The organism is Janthinobacterium sp. UMAB-56 (assembly GCF_900095265.1).
GTDB lineage: Bacteria > Pseudomonadota > Gammaproteobacteria > Burkholderiales > Burkholderiaceae_D > Janthinobacterium.
Genome location: NZ_LT607665.1, coordinates 1 through 16,655 on the forward strand (window position 1 = coordinate 1; position 16,655 = coordinate 16,655).

The 16,655-nt window shown below is 63.5% G+C and carries 15 protein-coding genes; 3 read left to right on the plus strand and 12 right to left on the minus strand.

Going from position 1 to position 16,655, the window contains the following annotated elements:
• Positions 1 to 173: 173 nt before the first annotated feature.
• The 3 genes from K0F85_RS21890 (at position 174) to K0F85_RS21900 (ending at position 2,376) form a co-directional block, all read left to right on the plus strand.
• Positions 174 to 1,277 carry a hypothetical protein gene (locus tag K0F85_RS21890; RefSeq protein ID WP_257572962.1) on the plus strand — a complete coding sequence of 368 codons (1,104 nt, stop codon included), beginning with the start codon at positions 174 to 176 and terminating at the stop codon, positions 1,275 to 1,277.
• Positions 1,268 to 1,894, plus strand: coding sequence for an ATP-binding cassette domain-containing protein (locus K0F85_RS21895; protein ID WP_219118038.1), 627 nt, complete (start codon positions 1,268 to 1,270; stop codon positions 1,892 to 1,894). The genes K0F85_RS21890 and K0F85_RS21895 overlap by 10 nt, the downstream gene beginning before the upstream one ends.
• 134 nt (positions 1,895 to 2,028) lie before the next feature.
• Positions 2,029 to 2,376, plus strand: coding sequence for a CzcE family metal-binding protein (locus K0F85_RS21900; RefSeq protein WP_219118039.1), 348 nt, complete (start codon positions 2,029 to 2,031; stop codon positions 2,374 to 2,376).
• A gap of 66 nt (positions 2,377 to 2,442) precedes the next feature.
• Here the strand turns inward: K0F85_RS21900 and ahpF are convergent, their stop codons facing one another.
• The 12 genes from ahpF to K0F85_RS21960 all read right to left on the minus strand — a co-directional run bounded on the left by ahpF (position 2,443) and on the right by K0F85_RS21960 (position 16,467).
• Positions 2,443 to 4,038 (minus strand): alkyl hydroperoxide reductase subunit F, encoded by a 1,596-nt coding sequence (gene ahpF / locus K0F85_RS21905; protein WP_219118040.1) that lies wholly within the window; start codon positions 4,036 to 4,038, stop codon positions 2,443 to 2,445.
• A gap of 98 nt (positions 4,039 to 4,136) precedes the next feature.
• A complete protein-coding gene (gene ahpC, locus K0F85_RS21910; RefSeq protein ID WP_102120961.1) occupies positions 4,137 to 4,700 on the minus strand; it encodes an alkyl hydroperoxide reductase subunit C in 564 nt (187 codons plus the stop codon).
• Positions 4,701 to 4,888: 188 nt separating this feature from the next.
• Positions 4,889 to 5,299, minus strand: coding sequence for a DUF3597 domain-containing protein (locus K0F85_RS21915; RefSeq protein ID WP_219118041.1), 411 nt, complete (start codon positions 5,297 to 5,299; stop codon positions 4,889 to 4,891).
• Between the two features lie 169 nt (positions 5,300 to 5,468).
• Entirely contained in the window at positions 5,469 to 8,309 is a 2,841-nt protein-coding gene (locus K0F85_RS21920; RefSeq protein ID WP_219118042.1) for an EAL domain-containing protein, read from the minus strand.
• A gap of 140 nt (positions 8,310 to 8,449) precedes the next feature.
• Positions 8,450 to 8,842: a D-ribose pyranase gene (rbsD, locus tag K0F85_RS21925; protein WP_219118043.1), complete on the minus strand. Its 393-nt coding sequence runs from the start codon at positions 8,840 to 8,842 to the stop codon at positions 8,450 to 8,452.
• 4 nt (positions 8,843 to 8,846) lie between these two features.
• Positions 8,847 to 9,755: a ribokinase gene (gene rbsK / locus K0F85_RS21930; RefSeq protein ID WP_219118044.1), complete on the minus strand. Its 909-nt coding sequence runs from the start codon at positions 9,753 to 9,755 to the stop codon at positions 8,847 to 8,849.
• Entirely contained in the window at positions 9,752 to 10,810 is a 1,059-nt protein-coding gene (locus tag K0F85_RS21935; protein ID WP_219118045.1) for a LacI family DNA-binding transcriptional regulator, read from the minus strand. Before K0F85_RS21935 ends, rbsK begins: the two co-directional genes overlap by 4 nt.
• Positions 10,811 to 10,831: 21 nt before the next feature.
• Positions 10,832 to 11,803 carry an ABC transporter permease gene (locus K0F85_RS21940; RefSeq protein WP_219118046.1) on the minus strand — a complete coding sequence of 324 codons (972 nt, stop codon included), beginning with the start codon at positions 11,801 to 11,803 and terminating at the stop codon, positions 10,832 to 10,834.
• A gap of 18 nt (positions 11,804 to 11,821) precedes the next feature.
• Positions 11,822 to 13,381 (minus strand): sugar ABC transporter ATP-binding protein, encoded by a 1,560-nt coding sequence (locus tag K0F85_RS21945; protein WP_219118047.1) that lies wholly within the window; start codon positions 13,379 to 13,381, stop codon positions 11,822 to 11,824.
• Between the two features lie 83 nt (positions 13,382 to 13,464).
• Entirely contained in the window at positions 13,465 to 14,424 is a 960-nt protein-coding gene (locus K0F85_RS21950; RefSeq protein WP_219118048.1) for a sugar ABC transporter substrate-binding protein, read from the minus strand.
• A 156-nt stretch (positions 14,425 to 14,580) separates the two neighbouring features.
• Positions 14,581 to 15,513 (minus strand): DMT family transporter, encoded by a 933-nt coding sequence (locus tag K0F85_RS21955; RefSeq protein ID WP_219118049.1) that lies wholly within the window; start codon positions 15,511 to 15,513, stop codon positions 14,581 to 14,583.
• 78 nt (positions 15,514 to 15,591) lie between these two features.
• Positions 15,592 to 16,467: an EamA family transporter gene (locus K0F85_RS21960; protein ID WP_219118050.1), complete on the minus strand. Its 876-nt coding sequence runs from the start codon at positions 16,465 to 16,467 to the stop codon at positions 15,592 to 15,594.
• Between the last annotated feature and the right edge of the window lie 188 nt (positions 16,468 to 16,655).

The window sequence follows — 16,655 nt, forward strand, 5'->3', positions numbered from 1 at the left end:
CGTCCGCTCCGCCAATAAAAGAAAAGCCCTTTGGTTCTCTGAACCGAAGGGCTTTTCCCATTGTGAGGTAAGACCCTCAACACCGCCAACGTCAACCTCAAAGCTAACTTATCCTGGGGTCTGACCCCGGCTGTTAGAATCAGCGCTCCTCCTGACTCTGCAGCTACTGCCTGATGCGCCTGCCCCGCAGTCTTTCCCCCTACCTCGCCCTGCGCCTGCGCCTGGCCCATCACGCTTTGCTGCAATTTGCCGCCAGCCTGGCCAGTTCCATGGAAATCCTCGTCTTCCTGGCCGGTCCTGTCTTGTTGGGCTTGCTCAGCGTCATCGCCCTGCCCGGCTTTCTCGCCGTGCGCCTGCCCTGGCCTGCCGCTTTGGGTCTGCTGGGCGCGCAAGCTTTGCTGACCTGCCTGCCCGCCTGGCTGCTGCGCAAGCGCCTGCTGCCGGCCCCCATCGCCGCCTGGCTGCGCCAGTTGCCCTTGCCGCCGCGCTTGCGCTGGCAAGCCGACGTGGCCGTGGCCGGCCTGCTGATGCTGCCGCTGGGCCTCGCCTATGCCGTCTCGGCCACCATCTGGCTGCTGCAGTCGCCAACCTGGCTGCGCCCGATTGTCGCGCCCGGCATCGCCACCACCATCGCCGCCTGGCTACTGGCCTGGCTGCTGACGACGCTCATCGTGGCGCAGCGCCTGCGCGCGCCACGCCCCGCACAAAGGGCGCGCCCGCCAACGATGAGTGCGTATGTAGCGCAACGGCCCCGCTGGCGCACCGTGTTCATGTGGCGCCAGCTGTTCTGGCTGCCGTTCTGGCGCAACGAGAATGTGATCGGCCTCCAGCAAAGCGTGCTGCTGGCCACCGCTGGCGCCAGCATGCTGGCCTGGCTGCTGCGCGCGCCACTGCTGCCCGCACCGCTGCTCGGCTTACTGGCCAGCGCCAGCCTGGTCATCGTGACGGACCGGGGCGACAAGGCCGTGCGCGAGCAGCTCGCCGTGCTGGGCCCCACGCTAAACGCCTGGCCCCTGGCCAGCTCGGCCTTGACGCGCCTGGCCTGCGCGGCCAGCCTGCTGCCACCGTTTGCCGTGCTGCTGGCAGGCGCTGTCTTGCTGTACACCATCGATCCCGCCACCTTGCAACAGCGCGTAAGCAAGGTGTACGCCCTCACCGCCAGTGCGGCCCTGCTGGCCATCGTCGGCCTGCCCCGCCTGACGGCGCGCGGGCGTGTCGTCCTCGTCGTCCTATCCATCCTTGCCTTGAGCGCCATCGGAAGCGAATTATGGAATTGAATCCCCCCTCTCCTGCGCTGCACATCGAACACCTGGCTTTTCACTTTCCCACGCACAGCGTGTTCCAAGGCTACAGCCAGCAATTCGGTCCCGGTATCACCTGGCTGCGCGGCGCAAATGGCGCCGGCAAGACGACCTTGCTGAAGCTGGCGGGCGGCGCCCTGCTGCCCGCGCGCGGCACCATCCGCCTCGATGACGTCGACAGTGGCAGCATGCCGCTGGCCTACCGCGCACTCACCTTCTATTGCGGCGGCGACGCCCCCGCCCTGCCCTGGCTGCAAGTGCATGAAATGCTCGACCTGCACCTGGCCCTGTACCCGGGCAGCGACCAGTCCCTGCTGAACGACGAGCTGAGCGCGTTTGCCATGATGTCCACCTTGCAACAAAGCATCACCGCCCTCTCGCTGGGCCAGCATAAAAAGCTGCAACTGGCGCTGGCCCTGGCCTTGCCCGTGCGCCTGCTGCTGATCGACGAACCGTTCAATGGCCTCGATGCGGCCGCCATGGCGCACCTGCGCGCGCGCCTGGCCGAGCCGGCCCGCCTGGCGCGCCAGTGCATCGTGCTGACCAGCCACCTGGCGCCGGACGTGCCGCTGGCGGCAACGGTGGAAATATAGACAGGAAATACAGCTTTGCAGATCGGCCAAGGACAGCTTACGATGCCGTGTTGCAAAAACCGGCGATCCCGGTGCAGCCACGACGACTACACGGCACGCTTATTCAGCGCGCCTGGCTTATTCTTGGAGAAATTATGTTGAACACCCACCGCAGCGCCCTGGCCATCCTGTGCGCCATTTTTGCCACCTGTGCCACCTCGGCCATCGCCGCCGGCCCGACAGGCACGCCCGCCGACTATGGCAGCAGCGCACCACACGCGGCCGCCCAGCGCAGTATCGAGCTGCAAGCCGACACGCGCAACATCAACGTCACGCGCGGCGAAACCGTCACCATCGTACGCGCCGGCCAGCGTTTTACGTGGCATGTGCAAACCTTCAGCAACAAGACTGTCTTCGCCCTGAGCGACATCGCGCCCAAGGACATGGCCGTCGATGGCGTGCAAGTGTATGTGACAGCCAATCCCCTGTACGCAGGCAGCTGACTTCCTGCGCCCATAAAAAAACCGGAACCACCTTGCGGCGTTCCGGTTTTTTTTCGGCGGGACAGCTTAGGCCGTCAATGCTTCTTTCGCGGCGGCTTCATCGACCACTTCCTCGTCATCCGAGCGTATCAGGTGGTCAAAGGCGGACAGGGCTGCCTTGGCACCTTCGCCGGTAGCGATGATGATCTGCTTGTATGGCACCGTGGTGACGTCGCCGGCCGCAAACACGCCCGGTATCGAGGTCTGGCCACGAGCGTCGACTTCGATTTCGCCGTGGCGCGACAACGCGACCGTGCCTTTCAGCCATTCCGTGTTCGGCACCAGGCCGATTTGCACGAAGACGCCTTCCAGTTCGACCTTCTTCGACTCCCCGCTGACCCGGTCCGTGTAGCTGAGGCCGTTGACGATCTTGCCGTCACCGTGGATTTCGGTGGTTTGCGCCGAAGTAATCACGGTCACGTTAGGCAGGCTATGCAGCTTGCGTTGCAGCACCGCATCGGCACGCAGTTCCGCGCCGAACTCGATCAGGGTCACGTGTTTTACCAGGCCGGCCAGGTCGATCGCCGCTTCCACGCCCGAGTTGCCGCCGCCGATCACGGCCACGCGCTTGCCCTTGAACAAAGGACCATCGCAGTGCGGGCAGTAGGCGACACCGTGGTTGCGGTATTCCTTCTCGCCGGGCACATTGATTTCGCGCCAGCGGGCACCGGTGGCCAGGATCACGGTCTTGGCTTTCAAGACGGCGCCATTCGCCGTTTCAATCTCGATCAACTTGCCTGGCGTCAATTTCGCGGCGCGCTGGGTGTTCATGATGTCGACGTCATAGGTCTTGACGTGCTGTTCCAGCGCCATGGCAAACTTCGGACCATCGGTTTCCTTGACGGAAATAAAATTCTCGATGGCCATGGTGTCGAGGGTCTGCCCGCCGAAACGCTCGGCCAGCACGCCCGTGTTGATGCCTTTGCGGGCCGCATAGATGGCCGCTGCCGCACCGGCAGGGCCGCCGCCGACGATCAGCACGTCAAACACGTCCTTCTTGCTCAACGCTGCTGCCTGGCGGGCACCGGCGTTGGTGTCGAGCTTGGCGAGGATTTCCTCGACATTCGTGCGTCCCTGGCCAAAGTGTTCGCCATTCAGGAACATCATCGGCACGGCCATGATCTGGCGCGCTTCCACTTCTTTCGGGAACACGCCGCCATCGATGGTGGTGACCTTGATGCGCGGATTGATCACCGCCATGGCGTTCAAGGCTTGCACCACTTCCGGGCAGTTATGGCAGGAGAGCGAAATAAACGTTTCAAATTCGTAATCGCCGTCGAGGTTGCGGATCTGCTCGATCACGGCCTCGTCGAACTTGATGGTGTGGCCGCCCACTTGCAGCAGCGCCAGCACCAGCGAGGTAAATTCGTGGCCCAGCGGCACGCCGGCGAAACGCACGCCGATGTCGGAGCCTGCACGGTTGATGCTGAACGACGGGGCCCGTACGCCAGCGTCAAGGCGCTCGACCAGCGTGATCTTGTCGCTCAACAGGACTATCTCCTGGAGCAATTCCTTCATCTCGCGGGCTTTTGCGCTGTCATCGAGAGAAGCGACCAGCTCAAGCGGATACACCACTTTTTCCAGGTAGGATTTCAGTTGGGTTTTGAGGGTTGCATCTAACATGATTTTTTCTTCCTTTACAAATATTTAGGCGTATGCCGGGCCGGACGCCCGGTCCGGCATCGCGGTAACTACTTGTTTGCTACGTGCTGCATCGAGACTTAGATCTTGCCAACCAGGTCCAGCGATGGGGTCAGGGTTGCTGCGCCTTCCGTCCATTTGGCTGGGCAAACTTCACCTGGGTGAGCGGCAACGTATTGAGCTGCCTTAACTTTGCGCAACAGTTCCGCTGCGTCACGGCCGATGCCGTTGTCATGCACTTCCAGCACTTTGATGAAGCCGTCCGGATTGATGACGAAGGTACCGCGCAGTGCCATGCCTTCTTCTTCGATCATGACTTCGAAATTGCGCGACAGGGTACCGGTTGGGTCACCGATCAGTGCGTATTGCACTTTCTTGATCGCGTCCGAGGTGTCGTGCCATGCTTTGTGCGCGAAGTGCGAATCGGTCGAGATGCCGTACACATCGACGCCCAGCTTCTGGAACTCGGCGTGGTGATCGGCCAGGTCTTCCAGTTCGGTTGGGCAAACGAAGGTGAAGTCGGCTGGGTAGAACACGAATACCGACCACTTGCCTTTCAGCGACGCTTCCGTCAGGTCGACGAATTTGCCATTGTGGAATGCGGTTGCCTTGAATGGTTTAACTTGGGTATTGATGAGCGACATAGTCATTTCCTCTCGTGTGGTGAATCAGTAAGACTCTAGTGTAAGGGGTTTTAACCCATAAGCAAAATTGATTGTCACAATAGTTTCAATTGATTTTAGCTATCATGACGCTATGGGAACTCCATGATAGGCAGTTCCCCCAGGCTTGGATAGCGGTGACAGTGGATACCCCTGTCGCCGCCAGATGTTTAGTTTTTCAGTTCTTCCGGTACCTTGCCGCCGTTTTCCGCCAGCTTGATCATCACCTGGCGGTGCAGCCAGATATTCATGCTGGCCGAATCATTGGTGTCACCCGTGAAATGCAGCTCTTGCGCCAATTCCTTGCGCGAGGCCAGGCTGCTGTCGAGCTGCAGCAGTTTCATCAGGTCGACGATGGACGTGCGCCAATTGAGTTTTTCCGCGTTTTTGCTGGCCAGGTCGACCAGCACCACTTCGACGTCCACCACTGGCATGGCAGCCGCAGGTGCTGGTGCTGGTGCTGGTGCTGGCGCCGGTGCTGCCGCCGCTGGCGCGTCGGTAGCGGCAGCTGGCGTGGCTGCCGGAGCAGCGTCGGACGAATGGTGGAAGATTTTGTTGTAGATATTGCTGAAAATGCCCATGAGGTCACCTCGAGTTGAGTGAATGGAAGAAAGTTTGCCTGCGCACTAGGTCCAGGACCCATGACAGCAACGCCGGGCGCAGGCGCCAGCCCGCCGAGTATACGCCCGTTCGGGCCGGGAGCCCTGTCCCGCAGAGTCACCTGAAATCTGGTGGCAGGGCACGCCTGTTTCAAGGGTGCCAGGGCTGCTGCGCGCGCAGCAGCGCGTCGAACGCGTCGATGGCTAATGGCGGCGAAAACCAATCACCCTGGGCAAAATCGCAGCCGATCTCCAACAGCCGCGCGCGCTGTTCCGGTGTCTCCACCCCTTCGGCGATGACTTGCAAGCCCAGCTTGTGAGCCATGGTGACGATGGCTTCGCACAGCGCCAGTTCGCTGGCGCCGGGCGCCAGCTTGCGCACCAGCACGCCATCGAGCTTCAAGTAATCGATGCCACATTGCTGCAATTGCGTCAGCGAGGCCTGGCCACTGCCGAAGTCGTCGAGGGCGATCTGCAGGCCCGCTGCGCGCAAGTGTTGCAGGCGTGGCGCCAGGCCAGTGCCGCTGGGGAAAAGTACATCTTCGCGCATGTCGAGCACGATGGCCGAAGGCGGCACATCGAGCGCCATCAGCTGTCGCAGCCAGGTGCCGGGCGCCTCGACTTCGCGCTGCAGCTCCAGCGGCGACTGGTTCAGGCACAGCTGCAGCCCCGGCAAGCCGATGGCCTGGCCCTGCGCGCGCCAGCGCCGCAGTTGCGCGGCCGCCGTGCACAGCACCCAGTCGCCGATCTCCACGATCAGCCCGCTGCTTTCCGCCAGCGCCAGGAAGTCGGGCGGGCACACGATGCCCCGCTGCGGATGCTGCCAGCGCAACAAGGCTTCGGCCTTGGCAAGTTTGCCGCCATGCAACTCGAAGATAGGCTGGTAATACAGCTGCATCTGCTGTTCGCGCAGGGCCGTGCGCAGGTCCGCGCCCAGGCGCATGCGCTTGACGGCAGCTACCTGCATGGCGGGCGTAAAGTAGCTGTAGCGGTTGCGCCCCGCGCCTTTCGAGACATACATGGCCTGGTCCGCATGCTTGAGCAAGTCCTCAATATTGCCCGCGTCGTCAGGATACAGGGTGATGCCGATCGAGGCCGAGACGAACGCCTGTTCCTGTCCCAGCAAGAACGGCGCCAGCAAGCCATCGAGTATCTGCCGCGCGATGCGGTCCACTTGCTGCAGATCATCGAGGTCGGACAGGATCACCGTGAATTCATCACCGCCAAGGCGCGCCACCGTGTCCGTCTCGCGCACGCCCACGCGGATGCGCCGCGCCGCTTCGATCAGCAAGATATCGCCCTGGTGATGTCCCAGGGTGTCGTTGACTTCCTTGAAATGATCGAGGTCGATAAACAGGATGGCCACGCGGCTCGTATCGCGCCGGCCCTGGGCCAGCGCCAGGCGCAAGCGTTCATGGAACATGCGCCGGTTCGGCAATTGCGTCAGGGTATCGAAATTGGCTTGCTGCCAGATCAGCGCTTCCGTTTGCCGCTTGTCCGTCACGTCTTCCAGCATGCACAGGTGGTGCGGGCCGCCATGGCGCGCCGTGGCGATGGCCGTCACCGAGGCATCGACCCACACCACACCGCCATCGGGTCGCACGATGCGCTTGGCGTGGCGAAAGCCCTGCATGCGCCGCGCCAGCAGCTGCGCCACCTGCTCTTTCTCGCCGGCCACATCGTCGGGATGGCTGATCTCCATCCAGCTCGACCGCTTCATGTGTTCCAGGGTGCGCCCGCTGATGGCGAGGTAGCGCGGATTGATGTCGAGAAACTGTCCGCTCACGGTATCGATCAGGGCGATGCCCATGGGCGCCTGTTCGAACATGGTGCGAAAGCGCAATTCTCCCTGGCGTATGGTTTCCTCGCTGCGGCGGCGCTCGCGCGCCAGGTTGTTGAAGTGAAAGGCGGCCGACACGGCCAGCAGGCTGCCCGCCACGCCCAGCGACAGGTACAGCCAGCCCAGGTCGGTACCTGGCACGGGGTGATACAAGAAACCCTGGTAGGCGCGACTATCCGTGGCATTCGGCGGCAGTACGCCCATGGCCGCATACGTGTCGGCGATGTGCTGCCAGCGCTGGGGATTCATGTAGCCGAGCTCCACCAGTATGGGCTGCAGCAGCAATTCCATCTGCTGCGCCTCGTACAGCAGGTGCGCGCGGTCATGGCGCTGGCTGTATTTGGCATGGATCACGCGCGCCATCTCTTCGCGATGCCCCATGGCGTATTGCCAGCCGCGCAGGCTGGCCGCGCGGAATGCTTTGACACGCTCGGGATGACGGCGCAGTTCCTGCTCGCTGGTAAACAGGTTGTCGCCGTAGAAATCGATACCGGCCGAGCGCGGCGTAAACTGGTAATAGGGAAAGCCCGCCCGGTCCAGGTAGTCCGGTTCGTTGGTGGAATACGCGGCAATCGCCTCAACCGTGCCATCGATCAAATCCTTGATCCGGTAGCTGGGCGGCAAGTGGCGCATCTGCTGCGGCGCGACGCCCATTTTCCCCAGGAACAGCGATACTTCATCGGAGGCAAGCGCCACATCGCCGACCGAGCCTATCATCACGGGCGCCCCCACCAGCTTGCGCACGTCAGGCGCGCCGCCCTGCTGGCGCATCAACAGCACGCTGGGCGAATGCTGGAATACCACGGCCAGCACCACCACGGGCTTGCCCGCCAGGCGGCTGAGCAACAAGGTGCTGTTGCCCACGCCATACTCGGCCTGGCCCGCCAGCACAGCCGCCTCGGCAGGCGGCACGCCGCTGCCTTCCACCAGCGTCACCGCCAGCCCCGCCTCGCGGTAATAGCCTTGCTCGATGGCCGCGTAATAGCCGGCAAACTGGAACTGGTGCGTGAAATTGAGTTGCAGGGAGACCGCTTCCAGTGCCCCGGCGGGCGTGGCGCAGCCATACAGCAGAGCCAGCCAGGCCAGCCAGCCGAACACACGCCGGCCTGTGCTCGGCGGCAAGGGGCAGCGGAAAGCGCGAGATGCTTCCATCGGCATGGCGGGACACCACAGGAAACTGCCGAGCTGGCAGGAATACGGCTATTGTAGCCGCCCCTTTTGCCACTGGATAATTATTTCAGTGAGAACAATAGCGTTGATGCTTTTGACAAACACTCTGACGATTCTTTGCGCTAGAACACGACGCCTGCCACCAGAATGACATTGGCATACGGACTGCACTCGCCCGTCCGTACGATGGCGCGCGCGCCCTTCGACAGTTGCTTGAACTCGTCGTGCGTCACCTGGCGCGCATCGGGCAAGGCCAGGGCCGCCACCTGCGCCGCCATGCCAGGATTATGCTGCGGCAATTCGCTGGCCAGCAAGTGATACTCGACCTGCATTTCGCTGAGCACGGTGTTTACGGTATCGATGAAGCCGGGTATGCCACGTGTCAGGGCCAGGTCGATCAGGGGCACGCCCGGCTGCGACGGCAAGCCAGCGTCGCCGATGACGAGCATGTCGCCATGGCCCAGCGACGCGATCATTTGCGACAGCGCAATATTGAGCAGCGGTGATTTTTTCATGGTCTCAGAACAGCTCGTGCAAGTGGGGAATCGAGGTTTGCGCGCCCGGCTTGGTGACGCTCCAGGCGGCCGCGCGCTGGCCTTGGCTGATAGCTTCCGCCTCGTCCATGCCGGACGCCAGGCCGGCGACAAAGCCGCCGATGAAGGTGTCGCCGGCGGCCGTCGTGTCGACCGCCTTGACGGCTTCGGCCGGAAAATCATAATCGCCGCCATACAGGGCCGCATGCACGCCCTTGGCGCCGAGGGTAATGATGACATTGTCGCTGCCCAGCTTTTGCAGGGCAGCCGCCAGCGCCTTGGCATCGGCCCTTTCCGGGCTGACGCCGGCCAGCATGGCAGCTTCGATTTCATTCGGAATCAGGTAATCGACCAGTTCCAGCACGCCGTCCGGCAAGCTGGCCGCCGGGGCCGGGTTCAGCACCACGGTCTTGCCCAGGGAACGGGCCAGCTTGATGGCGTGCACGACGGTGGCCATCGGCGTTTCCAGCTGCAGCACGACGATATCGGCCTGTTCGATCAAGCCTTGCGCCGCGTCAATGTGCGCGGGGCTGAGCAAATCGTTGGCGCCACCGGCGATCACGATGCTGTTCTGGCCATTGTCATCGACCAGGATGGAGGCGATGCCGGACGCGACGCCCGGCAAGGTCGTGATGTGACTGTCGATGATGCCGTCACCCACCAGCGCGGCGCGCAACGTCGCGCCAAAGGCGTCATCGCCCACGCAGCCGATCATGGCCACTTGCTGGGCGCCGGCCACTTTGCCGCTCAGGCGAGCGCAGGCAACGGCCTGGTTGGCGCCCTTGCCGCCAGAAATGGTGCGAAAAGCGCCGCCCGTCAGGGTTTCGCCGGGGAGGGGCATGCGCGGCACGCGCAAGACCAGATCCATATTGATGCTGCCGATAACCACGATCATGATGTCATTCCCATCAGTTCAGTTGCAGGTGAAGAAGTAGGTGCGCAAGAAGTTACAGTAGCGGCCACGCTGGAGCCGCGCACGTGCAGTGCGGGCGCGATGCTGCGCTGCTGGCGCGGCAAGGCCGGGTCGGCGATGCGCGCCAGCAGGCAGGCGGCCGTGATGTGGCCCAGCTCGCGCGTGTTTTGCGCCACGCTGCTCAAAGCCGGATGCACGAAGCTGGCCAGGTCGATATCGTCGAAGCCGACGACGGCCAGTTCACCCGGCACGGCAATGCCGCGCTCGGCGGCGGCGCGCAGGGCGCCAAAGGCCATCAAGTCATTGCAGCAAAACAAGGCGTCGGGGCGCTGCGCCTTGGGCAGCGCCAGCAAGTCCAGCGCGGCCGCATAGCCGCCCGCGCTGGTAAAATCGCTATGGCGGCACAGGGCGTCGGCCAGGACCACGCCCGCGTCCGCCATGGCACGGCGCGCGCCGTCGATGCGCTCGTTGGAAATGCTCACTTCGCGGGGACCGGCGATGCAGGCGAGGCGCCGGCGTCCCAGTCCCAATAAGTGGCGCGCGGCCAGCACGCCACCGGCGCGGTTGTCGACGGCCACGGCATCGATGGACAGGTCGCAGGGCGCGCGGTCGAGCAGCACGGCCGGCACCTTCATCTTGCGCAGCAATTCGCCATCGCTGTCGGCCAGCGCAGACAGAATCAGGCCGTCGCAGCGCTTGGTCAAGAGCACGTTCAGGTACTCGCGCTGCTTGACGGGGTCGTCATCGGAATTGCACAAGATGACGCTGTAGCCGGCCGCGTAGCAACTATCCTCGATGCCGCGCGCCACTTCCGAGAAATACGGATTCGTATTATTCGGAATGATCAGGCCGATAGTACCCGTGCTGCGGCTGCGCAGGGAACGCGCCAGCGCGCTGGGCACGTAATGCAATTGTTCCGCCGCCGCCAGCACGGCGCGGCGCGCCTCGTCGCTGACGGGACGAGTATTGTTGAGGACGTGCGATACGGTGGTATACGACACCCCCGCCGCCTGCGCCACTTGCTTGATGGTTGCCATGGACGGTGCCTTCTGTTGCGATCAGGCGCGTTCGCCGCGGCGGCGGTAAGTGTCGAGCACCACGGCGGCGACGATCACCAGGCCCGTGACGATGCGTTTCACGGGTTCCGACACGCCCACTTGCGCCAGGCCCGCTTCCAGCACGGAAATGATCAATACACCAATGAAGGTGCTGATGACGGAGCCGCGCCCGCCCATCAGGCTCGTGCCACCGATCACGACGGCGGCGATCACCTGCAATTCCATGCCCACGCCGCCGTTCGGATCGGCCGCTTCCAGGCGCGAGACCTGGAATAGCGCGCCCACGCCGGCGAGCAAACCCATCAAGGCAAACACCAGCACCTTCGACGGCTTCGTATTGATGCCGGACAAACGCACGGCTTCTTCATTCGTGCCGATGCCGATCCAGTGGCGTCCCAGCACCGTGCGCGTGAGCACCAGGTGACCGATGACAACGATGACGATCGAGGCGATGAAGGCGGGTGACAGGCCGAAGGCGATTGGCGAGCTGATGCCTTCCACGGCGCTGCCGATATATTCCGTGCGCGAATTCGTCACTTGATACGCCAGGCCCCGCGCCATTTCCAGCACGCCCAGGGAGACGATGAACGAGGGTATGCGCCAGCCGACGGAAATCAGGCCCGTGGTGGCACCGCACATGGCGGCGACGAGCATGCCCAGAAGGGCCGCGCTCCACACGGGCCAGCCCCAGTGCACGACGGCCAGCGACAGCACGGAGGCGGCCAGCGCCATCACGGAACCGACGGACAAATCAATGCCGCCGATGATCAGCACGAAGGTCATGCCGACAGCCATCACCACCAGGGCCGGGATGTTGTTCGACAGCGTACTCAAGGTGGCCAGGGTAAAGAAGTTTTCACTGGCAAACGAAAACAGCACGCACATGGCCAGGAGGGCGCCGATCAGGCCCGCATAGTTTTTCAGGTCGGCCAGGCTGCGCTGCAGATACGTAGGAGAGGAGTGGGTGGTCATGGGAATCTTTCCGGCGGATCAAGCCGCAGCTGGAGTGGAAGTAGAAGTCAAATAGCCGGAGAAGGCGGCCGACAGCAGCGCGTCCTGGCTCCAGGCGCCGCGCTCGAAAGTCTCGACGATGCTACCCGCGCTCATGACGGCGATGCGGTCGCAGATCAGCATCAGTTCGCGCAAATCGCTCGAGACGATGACGAGGCCCTTGCCCTGGCGCGCCTGTTCGGCCAGCACCTGATAAATATCAAACTTGGCGCCGATATCGATGCCGCGCGTGGGCTCGTCGAACAGCATCACGGGGCAGTCGCGGTACAGCCAGCGCGCGATCACCACCTTTTGCTGGTTGCCGCCGGACAGTTCGGCCACCGTTTGCGCGCTGTTGCGCGAACGGATGCCCAGGCGTTGGATATAGTCGTCGGCCACCGACGCTTCGGCTGCGTCGTTGAGCCAGCCCAGACCAGCGTGGCTGACGGTGTCGAGCGAGGCCAGGGTGGTGTTGACGGCGATGGACTGGCGCAACAGCAAACCTTGTCCCTTGCGGTCTTCCGTGATCATGGCGATGCCCGCTTTCACTGCTGCCTGCGGCGACGTCAAGGCGGCGGGCGTTGTGCTGTCACCGAGGAACACTTCACCGGCGTCGGCACGGTCGGCACCGAAGATCAGGCGCAGCAATTCCGTGCGGCCAGAACCGATCAAGCCGGCGATGCCGAGGATTTCACCGGCGCGCAAGTCGAAGGACGTCGGGTGGACCACCTTGCCGCGCGCCAGGCCGCGCACGCGCAGCAGCGGTGCGCCGATGGTGCGCCCGCTCAGGTCGACGGCATCGTCGGCCGAGCGCCCCACCATCAGGCTGACCAGGTCGGCGGCGGAGTGGCCGGCGATAGCGTCGTCGCACACGAGTTGCCCATCGCGCAGCACGGCGATGCGGTCGGCCACGCGCTTGAGTTCTTCCAGGCGGTGGGAAATATAGATGATGCACACGCCTTCGGCTTTCAGGCGCTCGATTTGCAGGAACAGCAATTCCACTTCGCGGTGCGTCAGCATGGCCGTCGGCTCGTCGAGCACCAGCAAACGGCAGGCACCGATCAGATTGCGCGCGATCTCGATCATTTGCTGGTGGCCGATGCCCAGCTCGCCCACGAGGGTCCACGGGTCGAGGCCGCCCAAGCCCACTTTTTCCATTTGCTCGCGCGCGTCGCGTTCGAGACGCGCACGGTCGATGAAGCCGAAGCGCTGCGGCAGGTTTTTCAGGTACAGGTTTTCCGCGATCGACAGCGTGGGAATCAAATTGAGTTCCTGCATCACCATGCGGATACCCAGCGCCTCGGCGGCGCCGCGCGAGGCAGGCTGGTAAGGCTTGCCATCGAGCAACATGGTGCCCGTGCTGGCTTGCTCCAGGCCGCAGATGATCTTCGACAGGGTACTCTTGCCCGCGCCGTTCTCGCCCGTCAGCGCCAGCACCTGGCCAGGGGCGAAGCGCAAGCCCACGCCGCCCAGCACGGGGCCGACATAAGACTTGCCGATGTTATCCAGGGTCAATAGAGGGATGGCGGCTGATGGCGCCGGGGGGATGTCGGTTGGCATGATAAAACTCCGCGGTAGTGGCGGCGGGGCCGGTACCGCCTACTCGTGAGTACGCTGGCACCGGCCCCGGCGGGATCAAACGATCAGGACTTGGCGCCCTTGGCGACCAGTTCGACCTTGGTTTCGATGACGCCACCGAGCTCGGCCTGTTTCTTCTTCTGCGCCAGGGCTTTCAGCACGGTCTCGATGCCGAACACGGCTTGCTGCGAACCGAACTGGTCGGCAGTAGCCAGCACGCGGCCATCGGCCAGCATCGGCTTGATGGCGTTGATGTTGTCGTAACCGACGACCAGCACTTTGCCCGCCTTGCCGGCCGCCTTGATGGCGGAAATGGCGCCGATGGCCATGTTGTCGTTACCGCACAGCAAAGCCTTGATATTCGGATTGGCGTTCAGCATGGCGGCCGCCACCGTGTTGGCGGGGGCGATTTCCCACTGGCCCGACTGCACGCTGACGACTTTCGCACCGGCCGCGTTCATGGCATCCTGGAAACCCAGGGTGCGCTGCTGCGCGTTATAGGTGGTGGACACGCCTTCGATGATGCCAACCTGATCGCCCTTCTTGATCTGCTTGGCCAGGTAATCGCCGACCACCTTGGCGCCCTTGCGGTTGTCCGGACCGACGAAGGGCACGCTGATGCCCTTCTCTTTCAGCGCGCCCTCGTCGAGCTTATTGTCGATATTGACGACGATGATGCCCGCATCGATGGCTTTCTTCAGCACCGGTACCAGCGCCTTCGAGTCGGCCGGGGCGATCACCAGCGCGTTGACGCGCGAGACGATCATCTGCTCGACCAGCTTGATCTGGCTCGACGTATCCGTTTCATCCTTGATGCCATTCGACAGCAAGTCGTACTTGGCGGCATTCGCCTTCTGATGCGCCTTGGCGCCATTTTCCATGGTCAGGAAAAATTCATTGGCAAGCGACTTCATCACCAGCGCCACCTTCGGTTTGGCAGGTGTCTGCGCCATCGCCGGCACGGCGGGCAAGGCACACACCAGGACAGCGGCGGCAATCATTTTCAGGCGAATACGGGATGTCATGAGCGTCTCCAGAGTTATTGGTCAAGCACGTATAGAGCATGCTTTTATGGAATTTCATTACGCGCAAACGTTTGCGCGAAGCGAATAGTGCCTCAATGCCCTAGATCAGTGCAAGCAAAACTGTATGTGCGGTGCAGCAAAAAGGGGGACCGGCGGCTAGGAAGGCAGGCGCAGACGGTTCACCAGCACCAGGGAAACACAGATGAATATGGCCCCCAGACCCTGCCACCACGTCAGCCGCGTATCGAGGATGAAATACGACAAGAGCACCGTGAACAGGGGCGCGAGAAACAGGAAGCTGCTGGTGCGGCTGGCGCCGCCCCGCTTCAGGGCCAGGAACCACAGGCCGAAAGAACCCGTCGAGGCGGGAATGGCCAGCCACAGAAACCAGGCCCACTGACTGGCGCTGGTGTGCGCGGGCCAGCGCTGGCCCAGGCCATAGGCGATGGCCAGCAAGGCCAGCGCGCCCGTCAGCATTTGCGCAAAGCTCAGCGACCAGCTGGCCAGGGGCAGATTCGCCCGCTTGTTGATGATGGTGGCCGCGGCCCAGCAGAAGGCCGACAGCAGGCCGATCGCCTCGCCCTGCCATTGCCCGCCGCCACCGTCAGCATGGCTGTGCCAGCCCACGGACAAGGCCACGCCCGCGATGCCGAGGATCAAGCCCGCGATGCGCGCGCCGTGCAGCTGTTCATTGAGAAAAAGGCGGCCCAGCACAGCCACCCACAGGGGATTGGTGAAGAGCAGGATGGCGGCGGTGGCGGCCGACACCGTGCGCATGGCCAGAAACAGCAGGCCCATCACGGCAGCCGTCTGCATCAGGCCGATCAACATGACGGTGGCCACGCCGCGGACATCGAGGTCGCGCAAGCGCAACACGCCCGGCATGGGTTTTTTTTGCAGCCAGACCAGGGGCAAGGTAGCCAGCGCGGCCAGCAGGAAGCGCCAGCCCACCAGCAACATGGCCGGATAACCGTCGGCCAGCAGGATCTTGCCCGCGATAAAACTCGACCCCATCAAAAAAGTGGCCAGCACAAGGATGGCAAACAGGCCACCCCGTTGCGCGGCAGCCCGGTGGTAGCTGTTCGTCATGCTGCATCCCCCAATTCTGTGGGACATTATTGCCTGAAAAATCAGCGCATGCCCATGCCAGGGCGCGGAAACAACAGATTAGGGCACAGGCTTCGCGCTGGCCCACTGCACCGCCAGCACACTGACCAGCACCAGCAGCAAGCCCAGCATCGACCAGCCCGTCATGGCCTGGCCCAGCAAGGCCCAGCCCAGTATCACGGCCATCAAGGGGCTGAGCAGTCCCAGCGAGGACACGGCCACGGGCGACAGGCGGGCAATGCCGCGAAACCACAAGGCGTACGCCAGCAGGGCGCCGGCCAGGCACAGGTAGGCGTAGGCCAGCACTTGCTGCACGGATAGCGCCGGCAAGGGCGCATCGGCCAGCCAGGCGACGGGCGCCAGCATCAGGCCGCCGAGCAGCAATTGCCAGCCCGTCAGCGCCAGCACGGGCAAGTCCGGCTTCCAGCGCCGCGTCAGATAAGTGCCGGCCGCCATGCAGGCCGTGCCGCCCAGCGCGGCGGCGATGCCGATAGGCTCCCACACCGTGCGCGGCGACAACAAGAGTACGCCCATGCCCGCCACCCCCAGCACGCTGGCCCCCAACGCCAGGCGGGCCGGGCGGCGCCCTTCCACGCCCCAGGCCAGGCCCATCACCAGCAGCGGCTGGATGGCGCCCACCACGGCCGCCAAGCCGCCTGGCAAGCGGTAGGCGGCGACGAACAGCAGCGCCTGGAATACGCCGATATTCAGCGCGGAGAGTATCAACACACGCCCCCAGTCGCGCCGCGCGGGCAGGCGCCGCATCAGGAGCAGCAACAGCAAGCCGGCCGGCAACACGCGGATCAGGGCGGCAGTAAAGGGGCGGTTCGGCGGCAGCAGTTCAGACGTGACGATATACGTGGAACCCCAGATCAGGGGCGCCAGCGCCGTGAGCACGATATCGCCCCAGGCGGGGCGGGCAGCGGAGGCAGACATTAACTATCTCGACGTTAAGATAAAAACCCAGTGTGGGCGCAGACTATCTTGATGTCAAGATAAATTTGCCACTGCGGCGCTGGCCAAGGGACGTAAAAAAGCCCGGCATGCCGGGCTGTTGGGGACTGTGCCACGGCCAGGCGGCACACTGCGCCGCCTGGCCGATGCTTAATGATGCTTAATGATGC

Excerpts from the sequence above, each read along its gene's own strand:
- K0F85_RS21890 (WP_257572962.1), top strand. The coding sequence starts at position 174 with ATGCGCCTGCCCCGCAGTCTTTCCCCCTACCTCGCCCTGCGCCTGCGC.
- K0F85_RS21895 (WP_219118038.1), top strand. The coding sequence starts at position 1,268 with ATGGAATTGAATCCCCCCTCTCCTGCGCTGCACATCGAACACCTGGCT.
- K0F85_RS21900 (WP_219118039.1), top strand. The coding sequence starts at position 2,029 with ATGTTGAACACCCACCGCAGCGCCCTGGCCATCCTGTGCGCCATTTTT.
- ahpF (WP_219118040.1), bottom strand. The coding sequence starts at position 4,038 with ATGTTAGATGCAACCCTCAAAACCCAACTGAAATCCTACCTGGAAAAA.
- ahpC (WP_102120961.1), bottom strand. The coding sequence starts at position 4,700 with ATGTCGCTCATCAATACCCAAGTTAAACCATTCAAGGCAACCGCATTC.
- K0F85_RS21915 (WP_219118041.1), bottom strand. The coding sequence starts at position 5,299 with ATGGGCATTTTCAGCAATATCTACAACAAAATCTTCCACCATTCGTCC.
- K0F85_RS21920 (WP_219118042.1), bottom strand. The coding sequence starts at position 8,309 with ATGGAAGCATCTCGCGCTTTCCGCTGCCCCTTGCCGCCGAGCACAGGC.
- rbsD (WP_219118043.1), bottom strand. The coding sequence starts at position 8,842 with ATGAAAAAATCACCGCTGCTCAATATTGCGCTGTCGCAAATGATCGCG.
- rbsK (WP_219118044.1), bottom strand. The coding sequence starts at position 9,755 with ATGATCGTGGTTATCGGCAGCATCAATATGGATCTGGTCTTGCGCGTG.
- K0F85_RS21935 (WP_219118045.1), bottom strand. The coding sequence starts at position 10,810 with ATGGCAACCATCAAGCAAGTGGCGCAGGCGGCGGGGGTGTCGTATACC.
- K0F85_RS21940 (WP_219118046.1), bottom strand. The coding sequence starts at position 11,803 with ATGACCACCCACTCCTCTCCTACGTATCTGCAGCGCAGCCTGGCCGAC.
- K0F85_RS21945 (WP_219118047.1), bottom strand. The coding sequence starts at position 13,381 with ATGCCAACCGACATCCCCCCGGCGCCATCAGCCGCCATCCCTCTATTG.
- K0F85_RS21950 (WP_219118048.1), bottom strand. The coding sequence starts at position 14,424 with ATGACATCCCGTATTCGCCTGAAAATGATTGCCGCCGCTGTCCTGGTG.
- K0F85_RS21955 (WP_219118049.1), bottom strand. The coding sequence starts at position 15,513 with ATGACGAACAGCTACCACCGGGCTGCCGCGCAACGGGGTGGCCTGTTT.
- K0F85_RS21960 (WP_219118050.1), bottom strand. The coding sequence starts at position 16,467 with ATGTCTGCCTCCGCTGCCCGCCCCGCCTGGGGCGATATCGTGCTCACG.